This window comes from Georgenia ruanii (genome assembly GCF_009193175.1).
Classification (GTDB): Bacteria; Actinomycetota; Actinomycetes; order Actinomycetales; family Actinomycetaceae; genus Georgenia; species Georgenia ruanii.
This window is the reverse complement of the sequence record NZ_VUKE01000002.1, coordinates 118,918-142,225: the sequence shown is the minus strand read 5'-3', so window position 1 is coordinate 142,225 and position 23,308 is coordinate 118,918. Positions and strand designations below refer to the sequence as shown.

The following is a 23,308-nucleotide window of genomic DNA, read 5'->3' as shown; positions in this document are numbered from 1 at the left end:
GGTCGGTGGGGAAACGGACGCGGACACATCGGACCAGGGCTCTGCGTGTGTCCTGCATTACCGACGGTAGCGCGGACGAACGGGGATACTCGGGATTGGTCGGGGCGATCCGCGACTCTCATCCCGCACCCGTCGTCCATCTAGGACAATCGGCCATACTCGCCCGAGTTGTAGTGGCCTCAGGAGGAATCTGTGCGTGTTCTCGTCACCGGCGGCGCCGGCTTCATCGGCGCCAACTTCGTCCACCAGACCCTGGAGGACCGGCAGGGTGCGGAGGTGACCGTCCTGGACAAGCTCACCTACGCCGGCAACCCCAGCTCGCTGGCCGGCCTCGACCGGGTCACCCTCGTCGAGGGCGACATCGCCGACGCGGACACCGTGGACCCCCTGGTGGCGCAGGCGGACGTCGTCGTGCACTTCGCCGCCGAGTCGCACAACGACAACTCGCTCCAGGACCCCTCGCCCTTCGTGCGCACCAACCTCGTGGGGACCTTCACCCTGCTCGAGGCCGTGCGCCGGCACGGCACGCGGTACCACCACATCTCCACGGACGAGGTGTACGGCGACCTCGAGCTCGACGACCCCGCGAGGTTCACCGAGCACACCCCGTACAACCCGTCCTCGCCCTACTCCTCGACCAAGGCGGGCTCGGACCTGCTGGTCCGGGCCTGGGTGCGCTCGTTCCAGCTCGAGGCCACGATCTCCAACTGCTCGAACAACTACGGCCCGTACCAGCACATCGAGAAGTTCATCCCCCGGCAGATCACCAATCTCCTCGACGGCGTGCGCCCCAGGCTCTACGGGGCCGGCCAGAACGTGCGCGACTGGATCCACGTGCGCGACCACAACCGCGCGGTGTGGACCATCATCGACGAGGGACGGATCGGCGAGACCTACCTCATCGGGGCCGACGGGGAGAAGAACAACAAGGACGTCGTCGAGCTCATCCTCGAGCTCATGGGCCACGATCCCCACGACTACGACCACGTCGCCGACCGCCCCGGCCACGACCTCCGCTACGCCATCGACAACACCCGGCTGCGCGACGAGCTCGGCTGGGAGCCAGAGTTCCGGGACTTCCGCGCCGGCCTGGCCGACACGATCGCCTGGTACCGCGAGCACGAGGCCTGGTGGCGCCCGCAGAAGGCCGCCGTCGAGGCGAAGTACGCCGCTCAGGGGCAATGAGTCCGGCCCCGCGCGGATCGCGCGGGGCCGGAACGTGGTGAGTGGGCCTACGGCCCTGGTCGTGGTGAGCCGGGGTTACGGCAGGGCCTCGCAGGCCTTCCCGTCGTGGTCGCGGTCGAGCCCGGCCACGTCGCCGTAGTAGGGGTAGTACCGGTTGAACCAGGCCTGTGCCTCCGCCTGGGTCCTGAAGTCGGAGCAGTTGACGTTGCGGGGCTTCGCCGGAGCGGAGGGGGCCGGGGCCGGCTTGCTCACCGGTGCCGGCGTAGCGACGGCGGGGGCCGGGGCGCGGCGCACCCCGAGGGTGTCTGTGCCGTCGGCGTTCCAGTCGCCGGCGAAGACGGCGTCGCCGGGGTTGCCGTAGGCGAACACCACGTCGGCCACGCCGGAGGTGGTGGAGTTCCGCAGGTGGTAGACGTTGCCGCGGCGCACGCCCAGGGTGTCGGTCTTGTTGCCGTCCCAGTCCCCGACGATGACGGCGTCCCCGGGGTCGCCGTAGGCGAAGACGGCGTCGGCCACGCCCGAGGAGATCGAGTTCTTCACGTGGTAGACCCCGCCGCGGCGCACGGCCAGGGTGTCCACGCCGTCCCCGTCCCAGTCGCCCACCAGCACCGTGTCGCCCGGGTCACCGTAGGCGATGACCGCATCCGCGCGGCCCGAGGAGATCGAGTTCTTCACGTGGTAGACGCCGCCGCGGCGCACGGCGAGGGTGTCCACGCCGTCCCCGTCCCAGTCCCCCACCAGCACCGTGTCGCCCGGGTCGCCGTAGGCGAAGACGGCGTCGGCGCCGCCGGTCACATTGGCGTTGCGCACGTAGAAGGTGTTGCCCCGGCGGATCAGCGGGGTGTCGATCCCGTCGCCGTTCCAGTCTCCGAAGTACACGTTGTCCCGCGGCTCGCCGTAGAAGAACTCGTGGTTCGCCGTCCCGGTGAACTGGTCGTTGAGGAAGTACTGGCTCCCCGCTCCCCCTACAGGCGATCCCTGTGCGAGGGCGGACGGGCCGGCAAGGCCCGCGGTGGCGCACAGCGCCCCGGCTGCGAGCAGGGGCAGTGCACGAAATCTGGACATGAAGGTCCCTTTCGGAAGGCTTTTGGCGGGAGGCTATCCGTAATGCCGGAGCGAGCGGAGCCGAATGGCCCTTCCTTCTCGGCGCATCTGCCACGCCCCTCGCGCCGTCGGGCCGCGCCGTCAGCGGCCGCTCTCGTCGCGACGAGGGTCGGTGAACCTCTGCTTCTGCAGAGCACCGTCATGGGTGGAGGCCCGCACCCCGAGGGGTGCGGGCCTCCAGGCAGCTCAGCGACTCAGCGGCGCCGCACGCCCAGCGTGTCGGTGCCGTTGCCGTCCCAGTCACCCACGATGACCTCGTCGCCGGGGTCGCCGTAGCCCATGACGACGTCCGCCTTGCCGGTGGCGTTGGAGTTCGACAGGTAGTAGACGCCGCCGCGGCGCACCGCCAGGGTGTCCGTGCCGTTGCCGTCCCAGTCCCCCACCAGCACCGTGTCACCGGGGTTGCCGTACGCCATCACGATGTCGGCCTTGCCCGTGGTGTTGGAGTTCGACAGGTAGTAGACGCCGCCGCGGCGCACCGCCAGGGTGTCCGTGCCGTTGCCGTCCCAGTCCCCCACCAGCACCGTGTCGTCGGGGTTGCCGTACGCCATCACGATGTCGGCCTTGCCCGTGGCGTTGGAGTTCGACAGGTAGTACACCCCGCCGCGACGCACGGCCAGGGTGTCCACGCCGTCCCCGTCCCAGTCCCCCACCAGCACCGTGTCGTCGGGGTTGCCGTACGCCATCACGATGTCGGCCTTGCCCGTGGCGTTGGAGTTCGACAGGTAGTACACCCCGCCGCGGCGCACCGCCAGGGTGTCCGTGCGATTGCCGTCCCAGTCGCCCACCAGCACCGTGTCGCCCGGGTCGCCGTAGTTGAAGACGATGTCCGCGGTGCCGGTGGCGTTGGAGTTGGACAGGAAGAAGCCGGTGGCGCGGGCGGCCGGCGCGGTCGGCACCCACCACGAGGACTTCATGCCGAAGCGGAGGGCGGCGTCGCCGGTGACGTTCGCGTTGCCGGTCGTGCACTCCACCCGGGCGCCGGTGATGCGGCCGCCCCACTCGCCCCGTCCGTCGCGCGAGGTGATGACCAGGCGCTGGAGCGTCCCGCCCGCCGGGCACTTCGCCTGGACGGCCGAGACGGGCAGCTGCGCGCCCCAGCTCGAGACGGTGTCGTTGCGGGCGGCGCCGGACCACGGGTCGGGCTTGGCGACGAGGTAGGGCTTGCTGCCCGCCTTGGTGTACCCGCCGTTGGAGGATGAGAACTGGGTGAACGCCACAGCGCCCTGGTGCCAGCGCACGAGCCCGCCGGTGGCGTCCACGGCCGCGTTGCTGGACCCGGACTCGCGGTTGAACGTCATCGTGCCGGCCGGGTTGACCGCGGCGCGGCCGCCGTAGACCTGGCACGCCGTCGTGTCGCACAGGTCGTAGGCGTTGGCCGGGCGGGACACCGACAGCGCGTAGCTGCGGGCCGCGACGGCCTGGGCCTGCAGGGCGGCGGCCTCCCAGCCCGCGGGCATCTCCCGGGGCACCACGCCGTAGAGGTACTCCTGCATCGAGACGTGGTTGACGACGTCGTACGTGGTCGCGCCCGTGCGGACCAGGCGGATGGCGCCGCGGTACCAGACGCCCTCGGCCGCGCCCGCGGGCGAGGCGACGACGCCGTTGATGGTGCGCACCCACAGCTCGTTGCCGGGGAAGCGGGTGGTCTCCCCGCCCGCCGTCACCCGGTCGACGACGAAGCCCTGCCCGTCGATCCGGACGTTGAACATGCCGGCGCCCTCGACGCGCACGCCGCCGCCGCCGTTATCGACGGCGACCGCGTTACCGGTGCCGGCCGGGCTCCAGAAGCTGGCCGCCGTGACCGAGCCGAACGTCGACGTCAGCCCGACGCGGATCTGGGGGTTGCCGATGTTGTTGGTCGCGGTGCCCGGGTAGTAGAAGTCGAGGATCTCGTTCGCCGAGCGGCCCTGCTGGGCGGCACCGCGGGCACCCCACTGGGACAACCCGACGCCGTGGCCGTAGCCGTGGCCGCGCACCTCCCACGCACCGGACGCCGGCGGGTAGTAGATCGCCTCGGCGGCCTGGGCGACCGGAGCGACGCTCGCCGCGGCGCCGGCAAGAATTCCGATGACCGCGACCTGCACCGCGCGTCTGAACCGTCTCATGCGTACCCCTCGTGGTGTTCGACTGGGGCACACGACCCCCGTGACTGAATATCGTCACAGAGAACCAATACTTGAGGATGCCCCCTAAGTTCACCCCTTCGGGACGGTATCCCACGCAATCTTGTAGAGCACCGCGCCGGGGTTCTCGTACACCTTCTCGAACAGGTGCGGCTGGTCGGGCACCTGGTCGACGCCGGGCGCGCGCACGGCACCGGGCTCGAGGAAGCCCTCGGAGATCCAGACGTAGTCGACGTCCAGCTCGCGGGCCACGCGCGCCACCTCGGGGTTGGTGGCCAGCTCGTCGAAGTGCTGGTCCAGCAGCAGCTGGTCGGGACTCTTGCGGTCCGGCATCATGTGGCCGAACACCGGACGGACGCCGCTGAGCGCGTACATGAGGGCCGAGCCGTCGCGGTAGTCGTTCATCACCCGGCTGCCCGGCGGGACGATGCCCGGCAGCTCGGCGATGCCCGCCCGCTCGTTCTCGGTCACGGTGGGGCCGAGCGCGTAGCGGTACAGCATCGCGTCGCGGCTGCGGACGAAGTACCCGTCCCGGGTCAGGGCGAGGTACCCGGCGACCAGCACGGCGGCGCCGAGCACAGACGCGACGACCGCCATCACCGGCCGCCGGCCCGCCACCGAGACACCGCGGGCGAACCGCAGCGCGCCCCGGCCGGCGAGCGACCCGACGGCGTCGCCGAACAGGCCCACGAGCGCCGGCGCCGCGATCGCGACGAGCGCGGACAGGCGCAGCTGGTCGTTCCACCAGAACCCGGTGAGGGTGAGCGAGAGGGCGCTGTCGGAGGCGACGGCGAGCACGTACAGCGCCATGGCGCCCACCATGCCGACCGCCAGGGCCACCCCCATCCGGTAGCGCCGGAAGACCACCGCGCACCCGACGCCGAGCCACACGAGGACCGCCAGCGCCAGCTGCACCGTGTCCCGGTAGCCGGTCCCGAACAGCACGGCGGTCTTGACGCCCTCGGGCACGGTCAGCAGCGCGGGCCAGTCCCACACGAGGTCCTGCTCGTCGAAGCTGTGCAGCAGGTCGAGCACGGTGGGCGTTAGCAGCACCGCGAGGAGGACGACGGCGAGCGCCGCCCACCGCAGCAGCGGGAGCAGCGCGCGCCGCTCCCGCAGGAGCAGCCCGACGATCATCGGGATCCCGAACACCATGAGGGTCGTGGCGGCCGACGTGTGCGTGCCGACCAGCCCCGCGGCCGCCCCGACGAGCAGGACGGCGTCGACCGCCGTGCGCCGGCGTGCCGCCAGGGCGAGCATCGCGAGCATCGCCGGCACCAGGACGAGCGTCTCGGTGAAGGGCACGAGCCCGCGCCAGATGAGCTCGTAGGGCAGGGCGGTGAAGCTCGTGGAGACCAGCGCCGCGACGCCGGCGCCCACCGGCCCGGCGCCGAGCGCCCGGACGAGGGCGGCGGCGCCCAGGGGCAGCGCGAGCATCCAGAGCAGGATGTGGGCGTGCACCGCCGCGATGACGCCCGTGCCGGCGAGCTGGTAGGTCAGCGCCATGAGGGCGTGCAGCGTGGACGGGTAGTAGAAGGGGGCCGTCGAGGCGTAGTTGTTGATGCCCGTGAGCCCCGACGCCGTGCCGTCCCCGTGCTCGGCGATCCAGCGCACCGCGTTGGCCTGGAAGACGGAGTCGAAGTCCTGCGGGATCACGTAGAAGTTCTGCGAGGCGACGAGGTACGCCCGGGCGCCGATGCCCACCGCCACCAGGACCATCAGCGTCACGAACACGATGCCGGACGGCGTCCACCTCGCCTGGCGGGTCGCCTCCAGGCCGCGCCACCGGCGCAGCCCCCACACGACGGCCATCAGGACGGCCGTGCAGACCGCGAGGGCCGCCACCGACCACGACACGCCCACCGCCCGGGCCGCCAGGGTGCCGACGTAGGCGAGGAAGAGGGTCACCGCCGGGGCCAGGGCGAGCACCAGCAGCCGGGGCAGCCGCGCCAGGCTCAGCACCAGCAGGCCGGGGAGCCAGGTCAGCAGGGTCGCGACGGCGAGCGTGCCCGCGATGTCAGCGGCCGCCATGTGTATCTCTCCTTGTTACGTCGTCAATCATCGTCGCCGTGCCTGCCCGCCCGGCGGGCGGCGAAGCCGGATCCCGGCCCTGCCCCACCCCTCAGGCGGCCCGCCTCACCGTCGGGATGTCGCCCGGCGGCAGGCGTCGCACCGGCCTACTGCGACCCGACCTTGGCCATGGCCCGCATGCGCCGCCGGGCCGGCTCCTCGAGCCAGCGCCACAGGGCGTAGCCGGCCCCGAGTACCACGAACGGCACGAGCACGAACGCGAGCTTCGAGCCGGTCGTGCCGGGGGCGAGGACGGCGTACTCCCCCTGCAGGTACCACACCGGCTCGATGACGAGCATGTGCACGAGGTACACGCTGTAGGACGCCATGCCGCCGACCACGAGCACCCGGGTGCTCAGCAGTCGCGCGATGTGCCGGTCGGCCAGCCCGAGGGCCCCGACCACGAGCACGAAGAACGGGATCGCGAGGGCCGGGGTGAGGTGTGCCCGCCCGGTGCGGTCGACGGCGTAGAAGCACGCGATCATCACCACGACCGCGGCGAGCGCGAGGTGGCTGGCCCAGGCCCGCGCGCGCGGGGTCGCCCGGACGTGCTGCACCGCCGCGCACGCGAGCGCCCCGGCGACGAAGCCGCCACCGATGCGCAGGATCCACATGAACGGGGCGTAGAGGCCGGGCCACTCCGGCGTGCCGAGGCCGGCGATGAGGATCGCGGTGGGGACGACGGCGCCGAGCGCCAGCACCGCGAGGCCGCGCACGGAGAAGCTCGCCGCGAGCCGGTAGACGACCAGCACGAGCACCGGGAACAGCAGGTAGGCCAGCGCCTCCGCCGACACCGTCCAGGCCGGGCCGTTCCAGGTGAGCCGGTCCGAGTCGGGCTCGGTCCACTGCACCACCAGGAAGGTCTGGCGCAGGAAGCTCAGCACGGTGAAGTCCCGCGGCGCCACCGGGTCGGGGCGCTCGGTCGCCAGCAGGAAGCCGTGCCAGAGCGCGGCGACGAGCAGCGTGACGAAGTACGCGGGCCACACCCGGGACAGCCGCGCCCACCAGAACCGACCGGCGGCGTCCCACTGGAACCGCCGGCCCATGCGCGAGCCGTAGTTCAGCACGAGCACGTACCCGGAGAGCACGTAGAACAGGTCCACGCCGAGCCCGCCCTGGTCGAGCAGCGGCCCCACCCAGCGCTGCACCTCGGGAAACTCCGAGTAGAGGTTGCCCCGGATGTGGAACAGCACCACCCACAGCGCCGCGAGGATCCGCACGCCCGTCAGCGCGTGGACCGGACGGCGCGGCGGCGGGGCGAGCGGCGCCGCGACCTCGCCGGCCGCCGGCCGCTCGCCCTGCAGGACGGTGCTGCTGGTCACCGAACGGTCCGGGCCTGCTTGATCTCCGGCTTGAAGACCAGGCCCTTCGCGGCCGCCTTCAGGAGGCGCAGCCGCAGCCCCTTGGGCACCCCGGAGCCCCGCATCTGCTTGATCATGTTCTCCGCGAGGGAGGCGGCGATGGTGGGGCTGCGGAACTTCACGGCCGAGGCGATCTGGTTGCGCGCCCCGTACTCGAACTTCCAGATGTTCTTCTCGTTGACGTCGCCCCAGTTCACGCCGCGGTTCTGCGGGAGCTGGTGGTCCACCTTGGACTCGGCCACGAAGATGCCCGGGCGGTACTTGGACAGGCGGTGGGTGTACTCGGCGTCGTCGTACCAGATGAAGAAGTTCGCCGAGGGCAGCCCGACGGCGTGGATCGCCTCGCGGGTGATCAGCGCGGAGACGAACGAGCAGGACTTCATGAGCGTGTAGCTCGCGCCCACGGCGAGGGGCCGCGCCCAGTCCCAGGTGGGCTCGGGCACGTTCATCTCGCACAGCGCGCCGTCCTGGCTCCACAGCACCATCGAGCACGCGAAGCTCGGCAGGTAGCCGAGCCGCTGCTCGGCGTCCTCGAGCGAGCTCACCAGCGGGCCGAGGGCGCCGGGGCGCGGGACGGTGTCGTCGTCCATGAGCCAGACGGCGTCCATGCCCAGGCCGTAGGCGACGTCGGTGCCCTCGGCGAACCCGCCGGCGCCGCCGGTGTTGGTGGCCAGGTGCTTGACGGTGGTCGGCACCGTGAACTCGCGGGCCTCGAGGTACTCCCGCGTCCCGTCGGTCGAGGCGTTGTTGATGATGACCAGGTGGTCGACCGGGCGCTCCTGCGCCTCCAGGGCGTCGAGGGTCTGCCCCAGCATGCCCAACCGGTTGAACGTGACGACGACGGCTCCGACCTGCATCAGGCGTGCTCCTTCTTCTGGGCGTAGTGGGCGGTGAGATAGGTGCCCGCGGGCTGGACGGCGCGCAGGTCGCGCAGCAGCCGGCGCTGGTCCTCGCGGACACGGGCGAACGCCCGCGGCTCGGTGGCGAGGTGCCCGAGGGCCCGCACGGCGCCGGCGAGGAAGGCGCGGGGTGCCCGCGGGACCAGCAGCAGCGGGGCGATGACGGTGCGCTGGCTGCCCACGTCGGCGGACAGCACGAGGACCCCGTGCTGCTCGGCCTCGATGGTGGTCAGCGTCAGGCCCTCGTTGTCCGAGGAGATGACGAGGACGTCGACGTCGTCGAAGAACTGCTCCGCCGGGCCCCACTCGCGCCGCTCGATGACCCCGCCCAGACCGGCCCGGGCGATCTGCTCGGAGACGTAGCCGCCGAGCACGCCGGAGCCCTGCATGAGGAAGGTGAAGGCCTCCGGGTGCGCCTTGTGCAGGCGGCGGGCCAGCTCGATGAACAGGAAGGGGCGCTTCTGGGCGGCGAGGCGGCCGAGGAAGCCCACGCGCAGCGGGCGCCCGGCGAGGGCGCCGGTGGAGGCGCCGTGCGCGATGGCGGCCGCCTCGGCGGTCGCCAGCTCGTCCGTCCGCGTGCCCGCGCCGGCGGACAGGTCCGTGAGCGGGTGGTAGGCGACCTTCCCCGGCGCCACCCGGGCGTCCATGAGGTACAGGTCGCGCAGCGCGGGGCTGATGACGTGGTGGACGTCGATGAGGTGGGAGTACTCCAGGCTGTGCCGGACGAACCCGCCGGTGCGGTGCTCGACGATGTGGGTGCTGTCCATCACCTGCACGCCCGCGGTGCGGTGGCGCAGCTCGGGCAGGAACTCGTAGGCCTTGGCCGAGTGGTGGATGTGGACGAAGCGGATGTCGTGCGCGGCGAGCAGGCGGTGCAGGAACGGGTCCCAGTCCTCGAGGGTGAGGACGTTGGCCGCCAGGTACACGTGCGGCGTGATCGCCAGGGCCTTGTCGAGGGCGTGCTGCGGCGAGCTGCGGTCGACGGTGATGACCACCTCGAGCCCGGCGTCGCGGGCGATCTCCGCCGAGCGGTACCCCCAGGCCTCCGCGCCGCCGGACTCCAGCCAGTGCATGGCCACCCACACCGCCGGGCGTCCCGGCGCGGCCGGGCGCGGCCGGCGGCCGGCCGCCACGAGGGGCTGGGCCTTGGGCGCCATGGGCGAGCGGCCCCCGGGCGGGGTGTTGTTCCGGCTCTGGCGCCAGGTGTCCAGCAGGACCGGGGTGCGCCGGTACAGCGTCGCGTACAGCTTGCCCGCCGCGCGGCGCACCGGGTCGGTGGGGGCGATGAAGTGGAAGGCACCGTCGCTGGTCATCAGCTCCGGCCGCGGCATCTGCAGCACGCGGTGCACCCGCTCGGCGCCCTCGGCGCCGGCCACCGACAGGCGCCCCACGCCGCCCTGGCCGAGGAAGAAGGTCCCGGCGGCGGCCGGCGCGGTGTCCCACCCCTCGGCCAGCGGCTCGGCCCCGGAGGTGCGCAGCACCAGCTCGAGCGGGCTGCCGGGGTAGGCCACCAGCAGCGCGCGGACGGCGGCGGCCACCCAGGCCGGGCCGACCGCCTCCACCGCCGCGACGCCGTCGGGCGTGAGCGTCAGCTCCGCCTCCCGCGCCTCGATCCCGCCGCGGATGTCCTCGAGCAGGCTCGACACCTTCTCGCTGGCCGTCATCGTTCCCCCCTCATCGTTGCCACTGCCTCCTCGATCGGCCCGTCCATCACCATCCGCCCGCGCTCGAGCAGGATGCCCCGGCTGCACAGGCGGGCCACCATGTCCAGGTCGTGGCTGACGATGACGAGGGCCTTGCCGGCGTCGCGCAGCTCGCGGATCTTCGCCAGGCACTTCTTCTGGAACGGCTCGTCGCCCACGGCGAGGATCTCGTCGACGAGGAACACGTCCGGGTCGGTGTGCACGGCGACGGCGAACGCCAGCCGCAGGAACATGCCCGAGGAGTAGAACTTCACCTCGGTGTCGATGAACTCCTCGATCTCGGAGAAGGCGACGATCTCGTCGAACTTGTCGTCGATCTGCTGCTCGGTCATGCCCAGGATCGCGCCGTTGAGGTAGACGTTCTCCCGGCCGGTCAGGTCGGGGTGGAAGCCGGCGCCCACCTCGATGAGGCCGGCGATGTTCCCGCGCACCCGGATCTTCCCGGTGTCGGGGCGCATGACGCCGGAGACGAGCTTGAGCAGGGTGGACTTCCCCGAGCCGTTGAGGCCCAGCAGGGCGACGGCCTCGCCGTCGCCGACGGTGAAGGAGATGTCGTGCAGGGCGACGAAGTCGTCGCTGCGGGCCTCCTTGCGGCCCTTGAGGTTCCAGACCACCCAGTCCTTGGCGGTGTGGGTGTGGCGCAGGGTGAAGTGCTTGGCGACGTCGTCGACGACGATGCGCGGCATGTGGTTGTGGTCGACGCTCATCACAGCTCCTGCGCGAACCGGCCGTCGAGGCGGCGGAACACCCACTCGCCGAGGACCAGGGTGAGCACCGAGATCAGCGCGGCCAGGCCCACCCACGTGCCGAGGTTCGGCACGCCGACGTACTGGGCGCCGTTCGTGGGCGCCCAGAAGCAGTAGTGGAACAGCTCGACGATCGGAGTGAGCGGGTTGAGCTGGTAGACGGTCCACACCCAGCTGTCGCCGACGACGGCGCGGACCGCGGTCCACTGGTACAGCACCGGCGAGGCCCAGGTGGCCACCATGAGCAGCAGGTCGACGATGTTCTCCGCGTCGCGGAACATCACGTTGACCGCGCCGAAGACCAGCCCCAGGCCGAGGGAGAAGATCGCGAGGATGACGAAGCCGAGCAGGCCGGCCCCGAGCTGGACCAGCGAGGGGCTCCACCCGGTCAGGAGCGCCCCGATGACCAGCACGACGAGCTGGGGGATGAAGTGGATGAACGCCACCCACAGGGCGGAGACCGAGAACAGCTCGCGCGGCAGGTAGATCTTCTTCACCAGGGCGTTGTTGCCCACGATGGCGCGGGTGGCGTTGCCGAACGCCTCGCCGAAGAAGTTCACCACGACGATGCCGGCGAAGAGGTAGACGGCGAAGTTGTCCACGGCCCGGTTCATCTGCAGGAAGACGCCGACCGCGAAGTAGTAGACGACGAACTGCACCGCGGGCTTGACGTAGGACCACAGCATGCCGAGGACCGAGCCGCGGTAGCGCACCCGCAGGTCCTTGCGGACCAGGAGCTTGAGCAGGAACCGCTGCCGGACGACGTCGAGCAGGCCGCTGCCGCGGCCCGGCTCGACGAACGTGCCGGCGGGGAGCGTGCTGGTGCTCACTCGTCGACACCGCCGCTGGTCAGCACGGCCGCGTGGCGGAAGTGCGGCGTCAGCTTGTTGTCCACCGTCGACAGCGCCGCGCCGATGGCCATGTGCATGTCGAGGTACTTGTAGGTGCCCAGCCGGCCGCCGAAGATGACGCCGTCCTCACCCTTGCCGAGGTCGCGGTACGTCAGCAGGCGGGCGCGGTCGTCGGCGGTGTTGACCGGGTAGTACGGCTCGTCGCCGCGCTCGGCGAAGCGGGAGTACTCGCGCATGATGACGGTCTTGTCCGTGGGGTAGTCCCGCTCGGGGTGGAAGTGACGGAACTCGTGGATGCGGGTGTACGGCACGTCCTCGTCGCCGTAGTTCATCACCGAGGTGCCCTGGAAGTCGCCGACGTCGAGGACCTCCTCCTCGAAGTCGAGGGTGCGCCAGCTCAGCTCGCCCTCGGCGAAGTCGAAGTAGCGGTCCACCGGGCCGGTGTAGACCACCGGCACCTGGCCCACGACGGCGGCCTTGTTCACGGGCTGGGTGGTGTCGAAGAAGTCGGTGTTCAGCCGGACCTCGATGTTGGGGTGGTCGGCCATCCGCTCGAGCCACGCGGTGTACCCGTCGACCGGCAGACCCTCGTGGGTGTCGTTGAAGTAGCGGTTGTTGTAGGTGTACCGCACCGGCAGGCGGGAGATGATCCCGGCGGGCAGGTCCTTGGGGTCGGTCTGCCACTGCTTGGCGGTGTAGCCCTTGATGAACGCCTCGTACAGCGGGCGGCCGATGAGCTGGATGCCCTTGTCGTTGAGGTTCTGCGGGTCCGCGCCGGCCAGCTCGCCGGCCTGCTCCTGGATCAGGGCGCGAGCCTCCTCCGGCCCGTAGGCGGCGCGGAAGAACTGGTTGATGGTGCCGAGGTTGATCGGCATCGGGTACACCTCACCGGCCACGGTGGTGTACACGCGGTGCTGGTAGTCCGTGAACGCCGTGAAGCGGTTGACGTACTCCCACACGCGCTCGTTGGAGGTGTGGAACAGGTGCGCGCCGTAGCGGTGCACCTCGATGCCGGTGGTCGCCTCGGCCTCGGAGTACGCGTTGCCGCCGATGTGCGAGCGGCGGTCGATCACCAGCACCTTGAGGCCGTGCTCGACGGCGCAGCGCTCGGCGACGGTCAGGCCGTAGAAGCCCGAACCCACCACGACCAGGTCCGCGTTCACTCGGGTTCTCCTCGTTCGTCTTGCCAAACGGTCCCCGCAAGGTTAGCCGCTCACCACGTCCGTCCCCGTAACCGGGCCGTGATGGTGAGTGATCCCACCCACGGTCGGGCCAGCCGCGTGGTCCGCCGTGCCAGGCGATCCCGGGCGGCAGGGCCGCGTTCTAACGGACCTCCGGTTCCCGATACGCTGCGCGGTCAGGAACCAACGAGGGAGCACCGTGCAGCATCCAGCGCACCGCCCGACGATCTATCTCGTCGGGGTGGCAGGGAACCCCAACCTGGGCGACGAGCTCATCGTCGCTGCCTGGCTGGACTACCTCGCCGAGCACCTGCCCGACGCCGACGTCTGGCTCGACACCCCCTTCCCCGGCCCGGCCGCGCCGCTGCTGGCCGGGCGCCACCCCCGCCTGCGCGTGACCGACACCCTGTTCCGGCTGCGCGACCGCGCCGCCGAGGAGGGCGTGGCCGACGTCGGCCAGTTCATCGTCGACTGCCTCGCGGACCCCGGCATCACGCCGTGGTGGACGGCCGGCATCGACCTGCTCAAGGGCGCCGACGTCGTCCACCTGGTCGGCGGCGGGTACGCCAACGAGGTGTGGCCGCAGAACCTCGCCCTGTTCGACGCCCTCGGGTGGCTCGCCCGGCACACCCGCGCCCGGGTGGGCGTCACCGGGATCGGCCTGCTGCCGCTGGGCGACGCGGCCGCGGCCCGGGTGGCCCGGGCGGCCGAGCCGCTCACCGTGCTCGACGTGCGCGACCGCGGCTCCGCCGACGCCCTGGCCCGGCACGCCGAGCGTGCCCTCCCCCTGCGGATGACCGGCGACGACGTGCTGCTCCAGCCGCCGGCGGCGCTGCTGGACCCGCAGGGCGCGCAGGCCTTCGACGTCGGCGTCGTCGTCCAGCACGACCTGCGCGAGGTCGACTGGCCGGACCTCGTGGCCTTCGTGCGCGAGCAGATCGCCGCCTGGGAGGTGGCCCCCGAGCGGGTCGCCGTCGTCGAGGCCATCCCCCGGCTGGACGCCTTCATCTACGACTCCCTGCGGGAGGAGTGGCCCGGCGTCCAGATCGTCTCCTTCCAGCAGGTGTGGCAACGGGGCCTCCCGGCCGCACCGCACCAGCGGTGGATCTCCACCCGCTACCACCCCCACCTGATCGCCGCCATGGCCGGCGCCACCGGGGTGGCGATCTCGGTGCGGCCGGACTACTACGACGCCAAGCACCGCCTGGTCCGGGCGGCCGGGTCGGGCTGGAGCCTGCGCAACAACGCGCTGGAGGAGATCGGCGCCGCCGAGCCCGCCGAGCTGCCCCACAAGCTGCCCCGGCTGCGCGCGGCCAAGGCGGCGACCGCGCGGCTGCTCTACGGCCCGCTGCTGGCGGGGCCGGAGCGTCGTCCGCTGCGCCAGCGCGTGCGGGCGCTGGCCGGGCGGGCCTTATCGGGCACGGATCGCCTGCGGGCGCTCAGCCGCAGGCGGTGATCCCTCAGCCGCAGGCCGTGATGCGGTAGAGCGTGGCGGTGCCGCCGGTGTCCACCGGCTCCAGGGCGTCGCCGAGCCGGCCCAGGCCCACCAGCCCGCGGTAGTTCTCGTTCTCGGAGTGTTCGGGCCAGTAGATGAGGTCGTCGCCGTAGACGTACTCGATGCCCAGGTCGTTCAGATCCGCGCACACTCCCGGGTCGAAGCGCAGCCGGTTGAAGTGCCGCGCCAGGTGGGTCGCCTCCGCGCTCCACTTGCCCCGGAAGTGCGGGTAGACCACCTCGACGTCGGAGAGGGCGTACAGCAGCGGGGCCCCGGTGAAGGGGCTGCCCAGCACGACGGCGTCGGCGGGCAGCGTCTCGTCGGCCCGCTCGATCATCGCGAGCTCGTCGGGGCTGACGAGCCCGTTGAGCCCGGACTCGGGCACGAAGAGGTAGTTCGTCTGCATCTGCTCGGTGCGCTCGCCGGGCCGGAGCCCACCGGTGCCCACCACGAGCACGACCACGAGCGCGGCCGCGACCGCCTGGGCGAGTGCCTGGCGCCGCGCCGGCCGCGCCCACCGGGCGCCCGCCTCGGCGAGCCAGGCCACGGCGACGGCGACGAGCACCGGCACGACGAGGGCGACCATGCCGCCGAGGCGCACCGGGTCGGAGTACCAGGGCCCGACCAGGAACGCCCCGGGCAGCGAGGAGTCGACGGAGAGCACGAACAGGGCGGTGGTGAGGACCATCGCCAGGGCGAGCCACCGGTGGCGCCGGACGACCACCGTCGCCACCATGCCCAGCGTGACGAGCAGGGCGATGAGCCAGGAGCGCTCGGTGTTGCCGAAGCCGACCTCGGGGAGCTGCGCGTCGGTGAACGCGCCGAGGATCGCGTTCGTCACGCTTCCGAACGGCTCCGGCTTCTTCGCCGCCGTCGTGGTGAACTGGGGCGACGCGACGAAGACGGCCAGGCCGAGCAGGACGGCGGCCGGGGCCGCCACCACGCCCGCCCAGCGCCACCTGCCGCCCAGGCGGCGGGCGGCGGCGAGCAGCCGCCACCACAGGTGCACCCAGATCGCCCCGCCGATCACCCCGTACGCGAGGACCGCGCTGGGGTGGGCGAGCCCCGCCCCGCCGAGCACGGCGAGCAGCGCGACCACCTCGCTGACCGGGAAGGCCGTCCGGGGGTGGGAGTGCCAGCGCCGCAGCCGGTCCCGCAGCACGAGCGTGAGCATGAGGGCCACGGGCACCAGGGCGTACGCGAGGGCGCTGGGCCACAGCGTCCCGTAGGACACCATCCGCGCGGGGAAGGCGACCAGCGCGGTACCGGCCAGCGCCGCCGCCGCGGGCGCGGCCCACGAGCGCGGGGCGAGGACGGCGGCGAGGCCGGCGAGCGCGAGCGGCCAGATCACCGCGGCCAGGAGGAGCGTGAACACGTTGGCGGTGACGACGACGTCGTCGCGCAGGGCCAGCGCGGCGATGTCGTGCCAGGCGGCCGGGTAGAACACGGTGGCGGTCCCGGGATCCGCCAGCCGCCCGAGGTGGAGCGAGGAGCCGTCCCCGGTCTCGACGATCGCGCGGATGCCGTTGAGGTGGAAGACCGCGTCCCAGGTCTGGGGCGGCAGGTCCGGCATCGCCATGCCGTTCTTCATCGGGAGGGCGGCGAACGGCGCCGCGAGGACCACGGCCACCAGCACCGGCCACACCGCCGGGCCCGGTTCGGCGCCCACCCGCCAGCCGCGCCGGAACGCCCGACGCAGGGCCGCGAAGAGGACCGCGACCACCAGGGCGGAGACGACGGCGCTGGCCGGGTTCCACGCGACGCCCGTCGGCGCGAGCAGCACGGGCACCAGACCGAGGATCGCCACGCTGAGGCCGGGGGCGGCGGCCAGCAGCACCACGCGGCGCAGGCCCAGCACGGCCCCGACGAGCAGGCCGGGAAGGAACAGGAACGCGGTGAGCACGGCGGCCTCGTCCAGCCCCGACCACCACGACATCGACTACTCCCCGCTCTCCACACCCGAACCAACGCAGGCTACCGGCCCCGGGGCCGACGCTCGGCGCGCCTCACCGCCGGCAGGCGGTGACCTCCTCCACCCGCGCCGACCTCAGGCGACCATCCGCCGGTACGCCGCCTTGCGCAGCCGCTCCGGCACCAGGCGGTAGCCGCCCCGCACCACCACGTTCCGCAGGAACTGCCCCCGGGTGGTGAAGCGGGCCGCCCGGAAGCGGCGCTGCAGCGCCACCTCGGAACGCAGCAGCCGCCAGCCGCCGCGGCGTCGGTACGCGCCGGCTCCGACCCGGTAGAGCACCAGCGGCTCCGCGACGTTCCCCACCCGGGCCCCGGCCGCGATCATCCGGGCGAAGAGCCAGTAGTCCTCCATGAGGTCCAGGTGCCGGTAGCCCCCCGCGGCCTGGACGGCGGAGCGGCGGTACACCACGGAGGGGTGGTTGAACGGGTCCCGGAAGCGGGCGGTCGCGGCGATCTCGGCCGGCTCGGCGGGCAGGACCCGCGTCAGGCCCAGGCAGTGCTCGTCGTCGTCGAACTCCGTGATGGCCGAGCCGAGCAGGTCCAGCCCCGCCGCCACGAGCGGGATCTGGGTGGCGAAGCGCCCGGGGAGGGAGATGTCGTCGGCGTCGGCGCGGGCGACGATCTCGTGGGCGCAGGCGGCCAGGCCCCGCTCGAGCGCGCACGCCAGGCCCTCGTTCCTGGCGAGCTCGACGACGCGGACGGGCACCTCGCCCGCCGGGGAGGCCGCGCCGGGGGCGATCAGGTCGCGCAGGGCGGCGCGCAGCGCCGCGCCGACCGGGCCGTCGCGCACGACGACGAGCTCGTCCGGCGGCAGCTCCTGCTCCACCGTGGCGGAGCGCACCGCCCGCCGGAAGGCGACCGCGTCGTCGCCGGCGTAGACCGGCAGCAGCACGCTGAACGGGGCCGGCCGGGCCGCGTCGCCGGCGCGCCCGCCGGCGCCCGGCTCACCAACGCCGCGCTCAGCCACGGCCGGCTCCCCGCTCGACCTCCGCGACCTCGGCGCTGACCGGGCCGAGCCCGGCCAGCTCCGCCGTGGTCGACGCCGGCCGGCTGCCCAGGCCCTCGCGCAGGCCGCGCCACCCGGCGCGCAGCACCACGCGGCGCTGCCGGGACCGGGCGATCGTGCGCGCCCAGCGCAGCACGCTCGAGCCGCCGTAGAGCACGGCGCCGACCGGGTCCAGCGCCCGGGAGCGGGCGAAGAGCCAGAGCTTGTTGCGGACCTCGAAGCGGAAGCGCTCCCCCGGGTCGGCGTCGGTGGAGCCGAAGGTCTTGGTGAGGTGGCGCACCACCGAGCCGGTCACGTACAGCCCGACGCGGCGGCGCAGCAGCCGGGCGGTGTACTCGAAGTCGTCGTTCCACAGGAAGTACGCCGCCACCGGCAGGCCGTGGGCGCGCACCGCCCGCGCGTCCAGCAGCAGCGAGACGAAGGAGGCCGACCGGATCTGGACCGCGCCCACCGCCCGGGCCTTGAGGGCGAGGTCACCGGAGACCAGCGGGCGCTCGCGCGGGGTGTTCATCGGGTGGTCCCGGCCGTCGTGCCAGACCACCCGGGAGGCGAGCACGGCCGGCTCGCCGGGATAGGCGGCGCGGGCGGCCAGCAGCGCCTCGAGCGCCGCGGGCGTCGGGACGGTGTCGTCGTCCATGATCCACACGAGGTCGGCGCGGTGGCTCTGCAGGGCGTGCGCGATCCCGGCCGCGAAGCCACCCGCGCCGCCGGTGTTGCGGGGCAGCGTGACGACGTCGGGGCCGAGGGCGTGCGCCCGCGCGGCGGCCCCCGAGCCATCGGTGGAGGCGTTGTCGACCACCACGACGGCGTCGCAGGCCCGGCTCTGGGCGGCCAGCCCGTCGAGGGTCTGGGCGAGCAGGTCGCGCCGGTTGTAGGCGACCACCACGGCCACCACCCGGGGCGTGGGTCTCGGCTGCGGTGAGGTGGTCACGTCGTACTCCTGCTCGGGACGGCCCACCGGACGGCGAGCCCTGGAAAGCCTATCCGGCGCGTGCGGCCGCTCAGCGCCTCGCGCTAGTCGCAGGCCGTGAGCCGCCACACGGCGGCGGTGCCCGCCCGGTCGACGAGCTCGTGGCCGGTGGTGGTGTCCACGCCGCGCATGGCGGTGGTGCGGGCGTGCTCCTTGGCCCCGGCCGCCCGGGTGGCGGTGTCGGTGTAGAGATGGGTGACGCCCAGCGCACGCGCCGCGGCGCACACGGCCGGGTCGGTGCGGAGCCGGTCGAGGGACGTCTCGAGCGTGCGCGCGTCGGCGCCGCGGACCGGGCCGAGCTGCGGGAAGACGACCTTCGCCCCGGCGAGCGCGGGCAGATAGGCGGAGCCGTTGAACGGGTCGCCGAGCACGACGGCGTCCGCCGGCAGCTCCCCGCCCAGGCGGGTCATCATGGCCAGCTCGGGCCCGCTGAGCATGGTGCCCCAGGCGATCTGCCCCGGCTCGTACACCGAGGCGGTGACCCGCTCCTTGAGGTCCCACCGCAGCCCGCCGGTCACCACGGCGACCACGGCCAGCAGCGCGGCGGGCACCGCGAGCGCCGCCACTGTCCGGGCCCGGGGCTCGCCCGCGCCGGCGGCGCGGGCCGCCGCCGCGCCCGCTCCGGCCAGCCCGATCGCGGCAAGGACCACGGCAGGGATCACGACGAGCGGCGCGATGCGCGCCGCCTGGGTGTACCAGAAGCCCGCGAGGGTGCGCAGGGGGTTCTCCGCCGGCCCGGCCGCCAGGAGCACCAGCGCGATTGCCGTCACCCACGCCGCCACCAGCCACCGCGACCGCTTGCGCACGAGGCAGAGCACGGCGCCCAGGGCGCCCAGCACCGTGATGGCGAGGTGCCCGTAGCCCGGGGGCCCGTAGTCGTAGACCAGCGGGGCGTCGACGAGCACCAGGCCCAGCGCGGAGCGGTAGGTCGCGCCGCCCGCCCGCTCGAAGCCCAGCGTGGCCCACAGCGCCGGCACGCGGGTCAGCAGCGCCGCCCCCGCCAGGGCCAGGGCGAGCGCCCCGGCCGCGGCGGCCGCCACGACCCGGGGCCGGCCGCGGGTCCACCAGTGCCGCGCCTGCCGGGCGAGGATCACGACCACGGTGACGCCCGCGAGCGCGAGCACCGAGAACACCCCCGACCCGTGCGCGAGCACCACACCGGCCAGCGCCGCCGCGGCGGCGAGCAGGACGGCGGCCTTGGGCCGCCACCGCCACGGGGTGCGCAGCGCGACGAGGAGCGCGGCCAGGGCACCGGGCAGCACCGCGATCGAGAGCCCGAACGGCCAGGTGGCCAGCACGGTGAGGACCACGGTGGGGAACGCGACGAAGCTCGCCGCGACGACCGGGGCGAGGACCGCCGGCATCGCGCCGCGCACGCTGGCCCGGGTCAGCGCGGCGAGGCCGAGCGGCCACACCACCGCCGCGAGCACGAGGTTCTGCACGTTCGCCGCGGCCGGCACGGATGCCAGGCCGGGCGCGACGGCGGCCATAGCATGCCACACGGTCGGGTAGTACGGCGCGCCCTCGCCGTAGAGGGGCCCGAGGGCACCGAAGATCGAGGCGTTGCCGCTCTCCCGGACCAGGGCGAGGGCGTTGAGGTGGAAGACGGCGTCCCAGGCCTGCTCGGGCCGGTCGGGTCCGCCCATGCCGGCCATCAGCGGCCCCGCCGTGAGTACCGCGGCCGCCAGAAGCGAGCCGCCGAGCAGGAGCGCCTGCCCGCCGGTCAACGGGGCGGGCAGCGCGGCTCCCGCCGGCAGGCCGGACCCGCTCATCGCCGGTCGGGACCGCCGGATCACCCCCCGGCTCGGCCGCCAGGTTTCCAGCAGCAGCCCCGCCGCGGCGGCCACCACCGCGGCGAGGACGAGACCGGCGAGCAGGGACGCGAGCGACCACCGCACGCCCAGCTGCTGGTAGCCCACTCCGAGCAGCCCGAGCAGCGCCGCGGTCACCGCCGGGGCGGCCCCGAGGCCGACCAGCCCGCGCACGCCCAGGCCGCGGAGCACCGCCCAGCCGGGCGCCACCCACAGCGCCGCGAGCGCCAGGGTGCCCGGCAGCGCCGCCCACCAGCTCATCGCCGGCGCCCCGGGAGGAAGGCGTTCAGGCCCCGCCGCCCACGGTCAGCCGCGGCGTGCCGTTCCACAGCGCCGCGTCGGTCACCCGCCGGCCGTCGAAGAGCAGCCGCACGCCCGGCAGCTCGGCCGGGGTGAGCGACGCGTACTCGGGGTGGTCGGCCTGCACGATGGCTAGGTCGACCGGCTCGCCCAGGTGGTACGGGGCCCAGCCGAACTCGGCGAGCTCGTCGTCGGAGAACATCGGGTCGTGCACGGCCACCTCGGCGCCGCGGGCGCGCAGAGCGTCGACCGTGGCGAACACCCCGGAGAAGGCCGTCTCCTTGACCTTCCCGCGGTAGGCGGCGCCCAGCACCACCGCGCGCAGCCCGTCGAGGTCACCGAGCACGTCGGCGGCCCGGTCCACCACGTACTCGGGCATCGCGGCGTTGGACTGCCGGGCGGTGCGCACGATGGAGGCGTCGGGGTCGGTGGACAGGTACAGCCGCGGGTAGACCGGGATGCAGTGCCCGCCCACCGCGATGCCCGGGCGGTGGATGTGAGAGTAGGGCTGGGAGTTGCACGCCTCGATGACCTTGTGGACGTCGATGCCGGCCTTGTCCGCGAACAGCGCGAACTGGTTGGCCAGGCCGATGTTCACGTCGCGGTAGGTGGTCTCGGCGAGCTTGGCCATCTCGGCGGCTTCCGCCGAGCCCATGTCCCACACCCCGTTCGGGCGCGGCAGGTCCTCCCGCGCGTCGAAGGTGAGCACCGCCTCGTAGAAGTCGACGGCGCGGCGGGTGCCCGCCTCGGACAGCCCGCCGACGAGCTTGGGGTAACGGCGCAGGTCGGCGAACACCCGCCCGGTGAGCACCCGCTCCGGGGAGAACACGAGGTGGAAGTCCTCCCCCTCGGTCAGCCCCGAGAGCTCCTCGATGAGCGGCTTCCACCGGGTGCGGGTGGTGCCGACCGGCAGGGTGGTCTCGTAGGAGATCAGCGTGCCGGGCGTGAGGTGCTCGGCCAGGGACCGGGTGGCGGCGTCCATCCAGGCGAAGTCCGGCGCCCAGGTGGCGTCGTCGACGAACAGCGGCACGACGACGACGACGGCGTCCGCGCCGGGGATCGCGTCGGCGTAGTCCGTGGTGGCGCGCAGCCGCCCGGCCGGCACGAGCTCGCTGAGCTTCTCCTGCAGGTGCGCCTCGCCCGGGAACGGCTCGGTGCCGGCGTTGACCCGGTCGACCACGCGCTGCTGGACGTCGACGCCGATGACGTCGTGGCCGGCGTCGGCGAACTGGACGGCCAGCGGCAGCCCGATCTTTCCCAGGGCGACGACGGCGATACGCATGAAGCTCCTCAGCTGGTCCGTGGCGCCGCCCGATTGGGACGGACGCGCCTGTCAGCATAATTGTCGGGCCTCCACCACCAGTGCCTCGTGACCGAAGCCCCGAATCCGCTTCCGCGGCGCCCCGTCCGTGTTCGCGAATCGGTCGAGAGGCGCCCCCGCGCCGCGAGATTAGGGTGCTGAACCGTGCCGTTCCCGCGGGCAAGGACGCCCGGGCGCCCCCGACCGGTCGCGCTCGCACTTCTGGTCGCCCTCGCCGCGCTGCTGGTCACGGTCACGGGAACGGCCTCGGCGGAATCCAGCTACACCCGCCTCGCCGGGGAGGACCGATACGCCACCGCCGTGACCATCTCGAGGTACGCCTACCAGCCGCGGTACGGCGGGGACCAGTTCGCGGTGACGGTGGCCTCCGGCACCGAGCTCACCGATGCGCTCGCCGCCGGGCTGCTGGCCGGCAGCGAAACGGGGCCGCTCCTGCTCGTACCCGAGGACGGGGTGGTCCCGCCGGTCGTCACCCAGGAACTCGCACGCCTGCACCCCTACCTGGTCAACGTCACGGGCGGAGCCGGGAGCGTCAGCGGCCGGGTCGAGACCCAGCTCACGCTCTCGGCCCCGTTCGTCTTCCGGCTCGCCGGGCGGGATCGCTACGAGACCGCCGCGGCGGCGGCGCGCACGACCGGCGCACGTCAGCCCACCGTCTTCCTTGCCGGGGACGGCGCGGTCGCGGACGCGCTGGGCGGGTCCGCGGCGGCCGGGGAGAGTGGGGGCGCCCTCTTGCTGACCAGGCGCGAGTCGCTGCCAGAGCCCACCAGGAGGTGGCTGGCGGCCCACGATCCGGCGAAGGTCGTCGTGCTCGGCGGGCAAGGCTCGGTGAGCGACGCCGTCGTCCGGCAGCTCCGAGGTGCCCTTCCCGGTGTGCCGGTGGAGCGGTGGTCCGGGCGAGACCGGTACGAGACCGCTGCCGTGATCTCCCGGCAGACCTACCCGCACGGCGCGCGCACGGTGTTTCTCGCCTCCGGGACCAGCTACGCCGACGCCCTCACCGGCGCCCCCGCCGCGGCGCGCAGCGGCGCTCCGCTGCTGCTGACCACCAGGGAGTGCCTGCCGCCGGCCACCGACGCGGAGATCTCGCGCCTCGGCGCGACGAGCGTCGTCGTGCTGGGTGGGAAGGCCTCCGTGGGCGAGGAGGCGGCGCACCTGACCGTGTGCTGACGCGCGACTCGCGGCTGCCCCCCGCGTGCTCCGTTTCG

17 protein-coding genes are annotated in these 23,308 nt (G+C 73.3%); 3 read left to right on the top strand and 14 right to left on the bottom strand.

Annotated features, from left to right (window positions below):
• The first annotated feature begins 192 nt into the window (after positions 1 to 192).
• Positions 193 to 1,185, top strand: coding sequence for a dTDP-glucose 4,6-dehydratase (gene rfbB / locus GD880_RS03655; RefSeq protein ID WP_152230266.1), 993 nt, complete (start codon positions 193 to 195; stop codon positions 1,183 to 1,185).
• A gap of 75 nt (positions 1,186 to 1,260) precedes the next feature.
• Here rfbB and GD880_RS03650 read toward each other — a convergent pair whose 3' ends face one another.
• From GD880_RS03650 to glf, 9 genes are all read right to left on the bottom strand, one after another.
• The gene (locus GD880_RS03650; RefSeq protein ID WP_152230265.1) at positions 1,261 to 2,250 is read right to left on the bottom strand and encodes an excalibur calcium-binding domain-containing protein; all 990 of its coding nucleotides are present in this window, start codon (positions 2,248 to 2,250) and stop codon (positions 1,261 to 1,263) included.
• A 233-nt stretch (positions 2,251 to 2,483) separates the two neighbouring features.
• Positions 2,484 to 4,397 (bottom strand): SpoIID/LytB domain-containing protein, encoded by a 1,914-nt coding sequence (locus GD880_RS03645; protein ID WP_152230264.1) that lies wholly within the window; start codon positions 4,395 to 4,397, stop codon positions 2,484 to 2,486.
• Between the two features lie 90 nt (positions 4,398 to 4,487).
• The gene (locus GD880_RS03640) at positions 4,488 to 6,446 is read right to left on the bottom strand and encodes a DUF6541 family protein (protein WP_152230263.1); all 1,959 of its coding nucleotides are present in this window, start codon (positions 6,444 to 6,446) and stop codon (positions 4,488 to 4,490) included.
• Between the two features lie 146 nt (positions 6,447 to 6,592).
• On the bottom strand, positions 6,593 to 7,807 hold the full coding sequence (locus tag GD880_RS03635) for an acyltransferase family protein (RefSeq protein ID WP_152230262.1): 1,215 nt from the start codon (positions 7,805 to 7,807) through the stop codon (positions 6,593 to 6,595).
• Positions 7,804 to 8,703 carry a glycosyltransferase family 2 protein gene (locus tag GD880_RS03630; RefSeq protein ID WP_152230261.1) on the bottom strand — a complete coding sequence of 300 codons (900 nt, stop codon included), beginning with the start codon at positions 8,701 to 8,703 and terminating at the stop codon, positions 7,804 to 7,806. Before GD880_RS03630 ends, GD880_RS03635 begins: the two co-directional genes overlap by 4 nt.
• Entirely contained in the window at positions 8,703 to 10,409 is a 1,707-nt protein-coding gene (locus GD880_RS03625; RefSeq protein WP_152230260.1) for a glycosyltransferase, read from the bottom strand. Before GD880_RS03625 ends, GD880_RS03630 begins: the two co-directional genes overlap by 1 nt.
• Entirely contained in the window at positions 10,406 to 11,155 is a 750-nt protein-coding gene (locus GD880_RS03620) for an ABC transporter ATP-binding protein (protein ID WP_226909353.1), read from the bottom strand. Before GD880_RS03620 ends, GD880_RS03625 begins: the two co-directional genes overlap by 4 nt.
• A complete protein-coding gene (locus GD880_RS03615) occupies positions 11,155 to 12,024 on the bottom strand; it encodes an ABC transporter permease (RefSeq protein ID WP_152230259.1) in 870 nt (289 codons plus the stop codon). The genes GD880_RS03620 and GD880_RS03615 overlap by 1 nt, the downstream gene beginning before the upstream one ends.
• Positions 12,021 to 13,208 carry a UDP-galactopyranose mutase gene (gene glf, locus GD880_RS03610; protein WP_152230258.1) on the bottom strand — a complete coding sequence of 396 codons (1,188 nt, stop codon included), beginning with the start codon at positions 13,206 to 13,208 and terminating at the stop codon, positions 12,021 to 12,023. The genes GD880_RS03615 and glf overlap by 4 nt, the downstream gene beginning before the upstream one ends.
• A 217-nt stretch (positions 13,209 to 13,425) precedes the next feature.
• On the opposite strand from glf, the gene GD880_RS03605 reads away from it, so the two are divergent.
• Entirely contained in the window at positions 13,426 to 14,682 is a 1,257-nt protein-coding gene (locus GD880_RS03605) for a polysaccharide pyruvyl transferase family protein (protein ID WP_193314345.1), read from the top strand.
• A gap of 4 nt (positions 14,683 to 14,686) precedes the next feature.
• On the opposite strand, the gene GD880_RS03600 is transcribed toward GD880_RS03605, so the two are convergent.
• From GD880_RS03600 to GD880_RS03585, 5 genes are all read right to left on the bottom strand, one after another.
• Entirely contained in the window at positions 14,687 to 16,657 is a 1,971-nt protein-coding gene (locus GD880_RS03600; RefSeq protein ID WP_152230256.1) for a DUF6541 family protein, read from the bottom strand.
• A 111-nt stretch (positions 16,658 to 16,768) separates the two neighbouring features.
• The gene (locus GD880_RS20205; RefSeq protein ID WP_193314344.1) at positions 16,769 to 17,659 is read right to left on the bottom strand and encodes a glycosyltransferase; all 891 of its coding nucleotides are present in this window, start codon (positions 17,657 to 17,659) and stop codon (positions 16,769 to 16,771) included.
• Entirely contained in the window at positions 17,652 to 18,629 is a 978-nt protein-coding gene (locus GD880_RS20200; RefSeq protein ID WP_226909352.1) for a glycosyltransferase, read from the bottom strand. Before GD880_RS20200 ends, GD880_RS20205 begins: the two co-directional genes overlap by 8 nt.
• An 83-nt stretch (positions 18,630 to 18,712) precedes the next feature.
• Positions 18,713 to 20,740, bottom strand: a complete 2,028-nt coding sequence (locus tag GD880_RS03590) for a DUF6541 family protein (RefSeq protein WP_152230255.1) — start codon at positions 20,738 to 20,740, stop codon at positions 18,713 to 18,715.
• A 25-nt stretch (positions 20,741 to 20,765) separates the two neighbouring features.
• Positions 20,766 to 22,061, bottom strand: a complete 1,296-nt coding sequence (locus tag GD880_RS03585) for a nucleotide sugar dehydrogenase (RefSeq protein WP_152230254.1) — start codon at positions 22,059 to 22,061, stop codon at positions 20,766 to 20,768.
• A 183-nt stretch (positions 22,062 to 22,244) separates the two neighbouring features.
• Here GD880_RS03585 and GD880_RS03580 point away from each other — a divergent pair, with 183 nt between their 5' ends.
• Positions 22,245 to 23,270 carry a cell wall-binding repeat-containing protein gene (locus GD880_RS03580; protein WP_152230253.1) on the top strand — a complete coding sequence of 342 codons (1,026 nt, stop codon included), beginning with the start codon at positions 22,245 to 22,247 and terminating at the stop codon, positions 23,268 to 23,270.
• Positions 23,271 to 23,308: the final 38 nt, after the last annotated feature.

Bases quoted from the DNA above. Each gene is read 5' to 3' on its own strand.
- GD880_RS03650 (WP_152230265.1), bottom strand. From the start codon at position 2,250: ATGTCCAGATTTCGTGCACTGCCCCTGCTCGCAGCCGGGGCGCTGTGC.
- GD880_RS03645 (WP_152230264.1), bottom strand. From the start codon at position 4,397: ATGAGACGGTTCAGACGCGCGGTGCAGGTCGCGGTCATCGGAATTCTT.
- GD880_RS03640 (WP_152230263.1), bottom strand. From the start codon at position 6,446: ATGGCGGCCGCTGACATCGCGGGCACGCTCGCCGTCGCGACCCTGCTG.
- GD880_RS03630 (WP_152230261.1), bottom strand. From the start codon at position 8,703: ATGCAGGTCGGAGCCGTCGTCGTCACGTTCAACCGGTTGGGCATGCTG.
- GD880_RS03625 (WP_152230260.1), bottom strand. From the start codon at position 10,409: ATGACGGCCAGCGAGAAGGTGTCGAGCCTGCTCGAGGACATCCGCGGC.
- GD880_RS03620 (WP_226909353.1), bottom strand. From the start codon at position 11,155: ATGAGCGTCGACCACAACCACATGCCGCGCATCGTCGTCGACGACGTC.
- GD880_RS03600 (WP_152230256.1), bottom strand. From the start codon at position 16,657: ATGTCGTGGTGGTCGGGGCTGGACGAGGCCGCCGTGCTCACCGCGTTC.
- GD880_RS03590 (WP_152230255.1), bottom strand. From the start codon at position 20,740: ATGAGCTGGTGGGCGGCGCTGCCGGGCACCCTGGCGCTCGCGGCGCTG.
- GD880_RS03585 (WP_152230254.1), bottom strand. From the start codon at position 22,061: ATGCGTATCGCCGTCGTCGCCCTGGGAAAGATCGGGCTGCCGCTGGCC.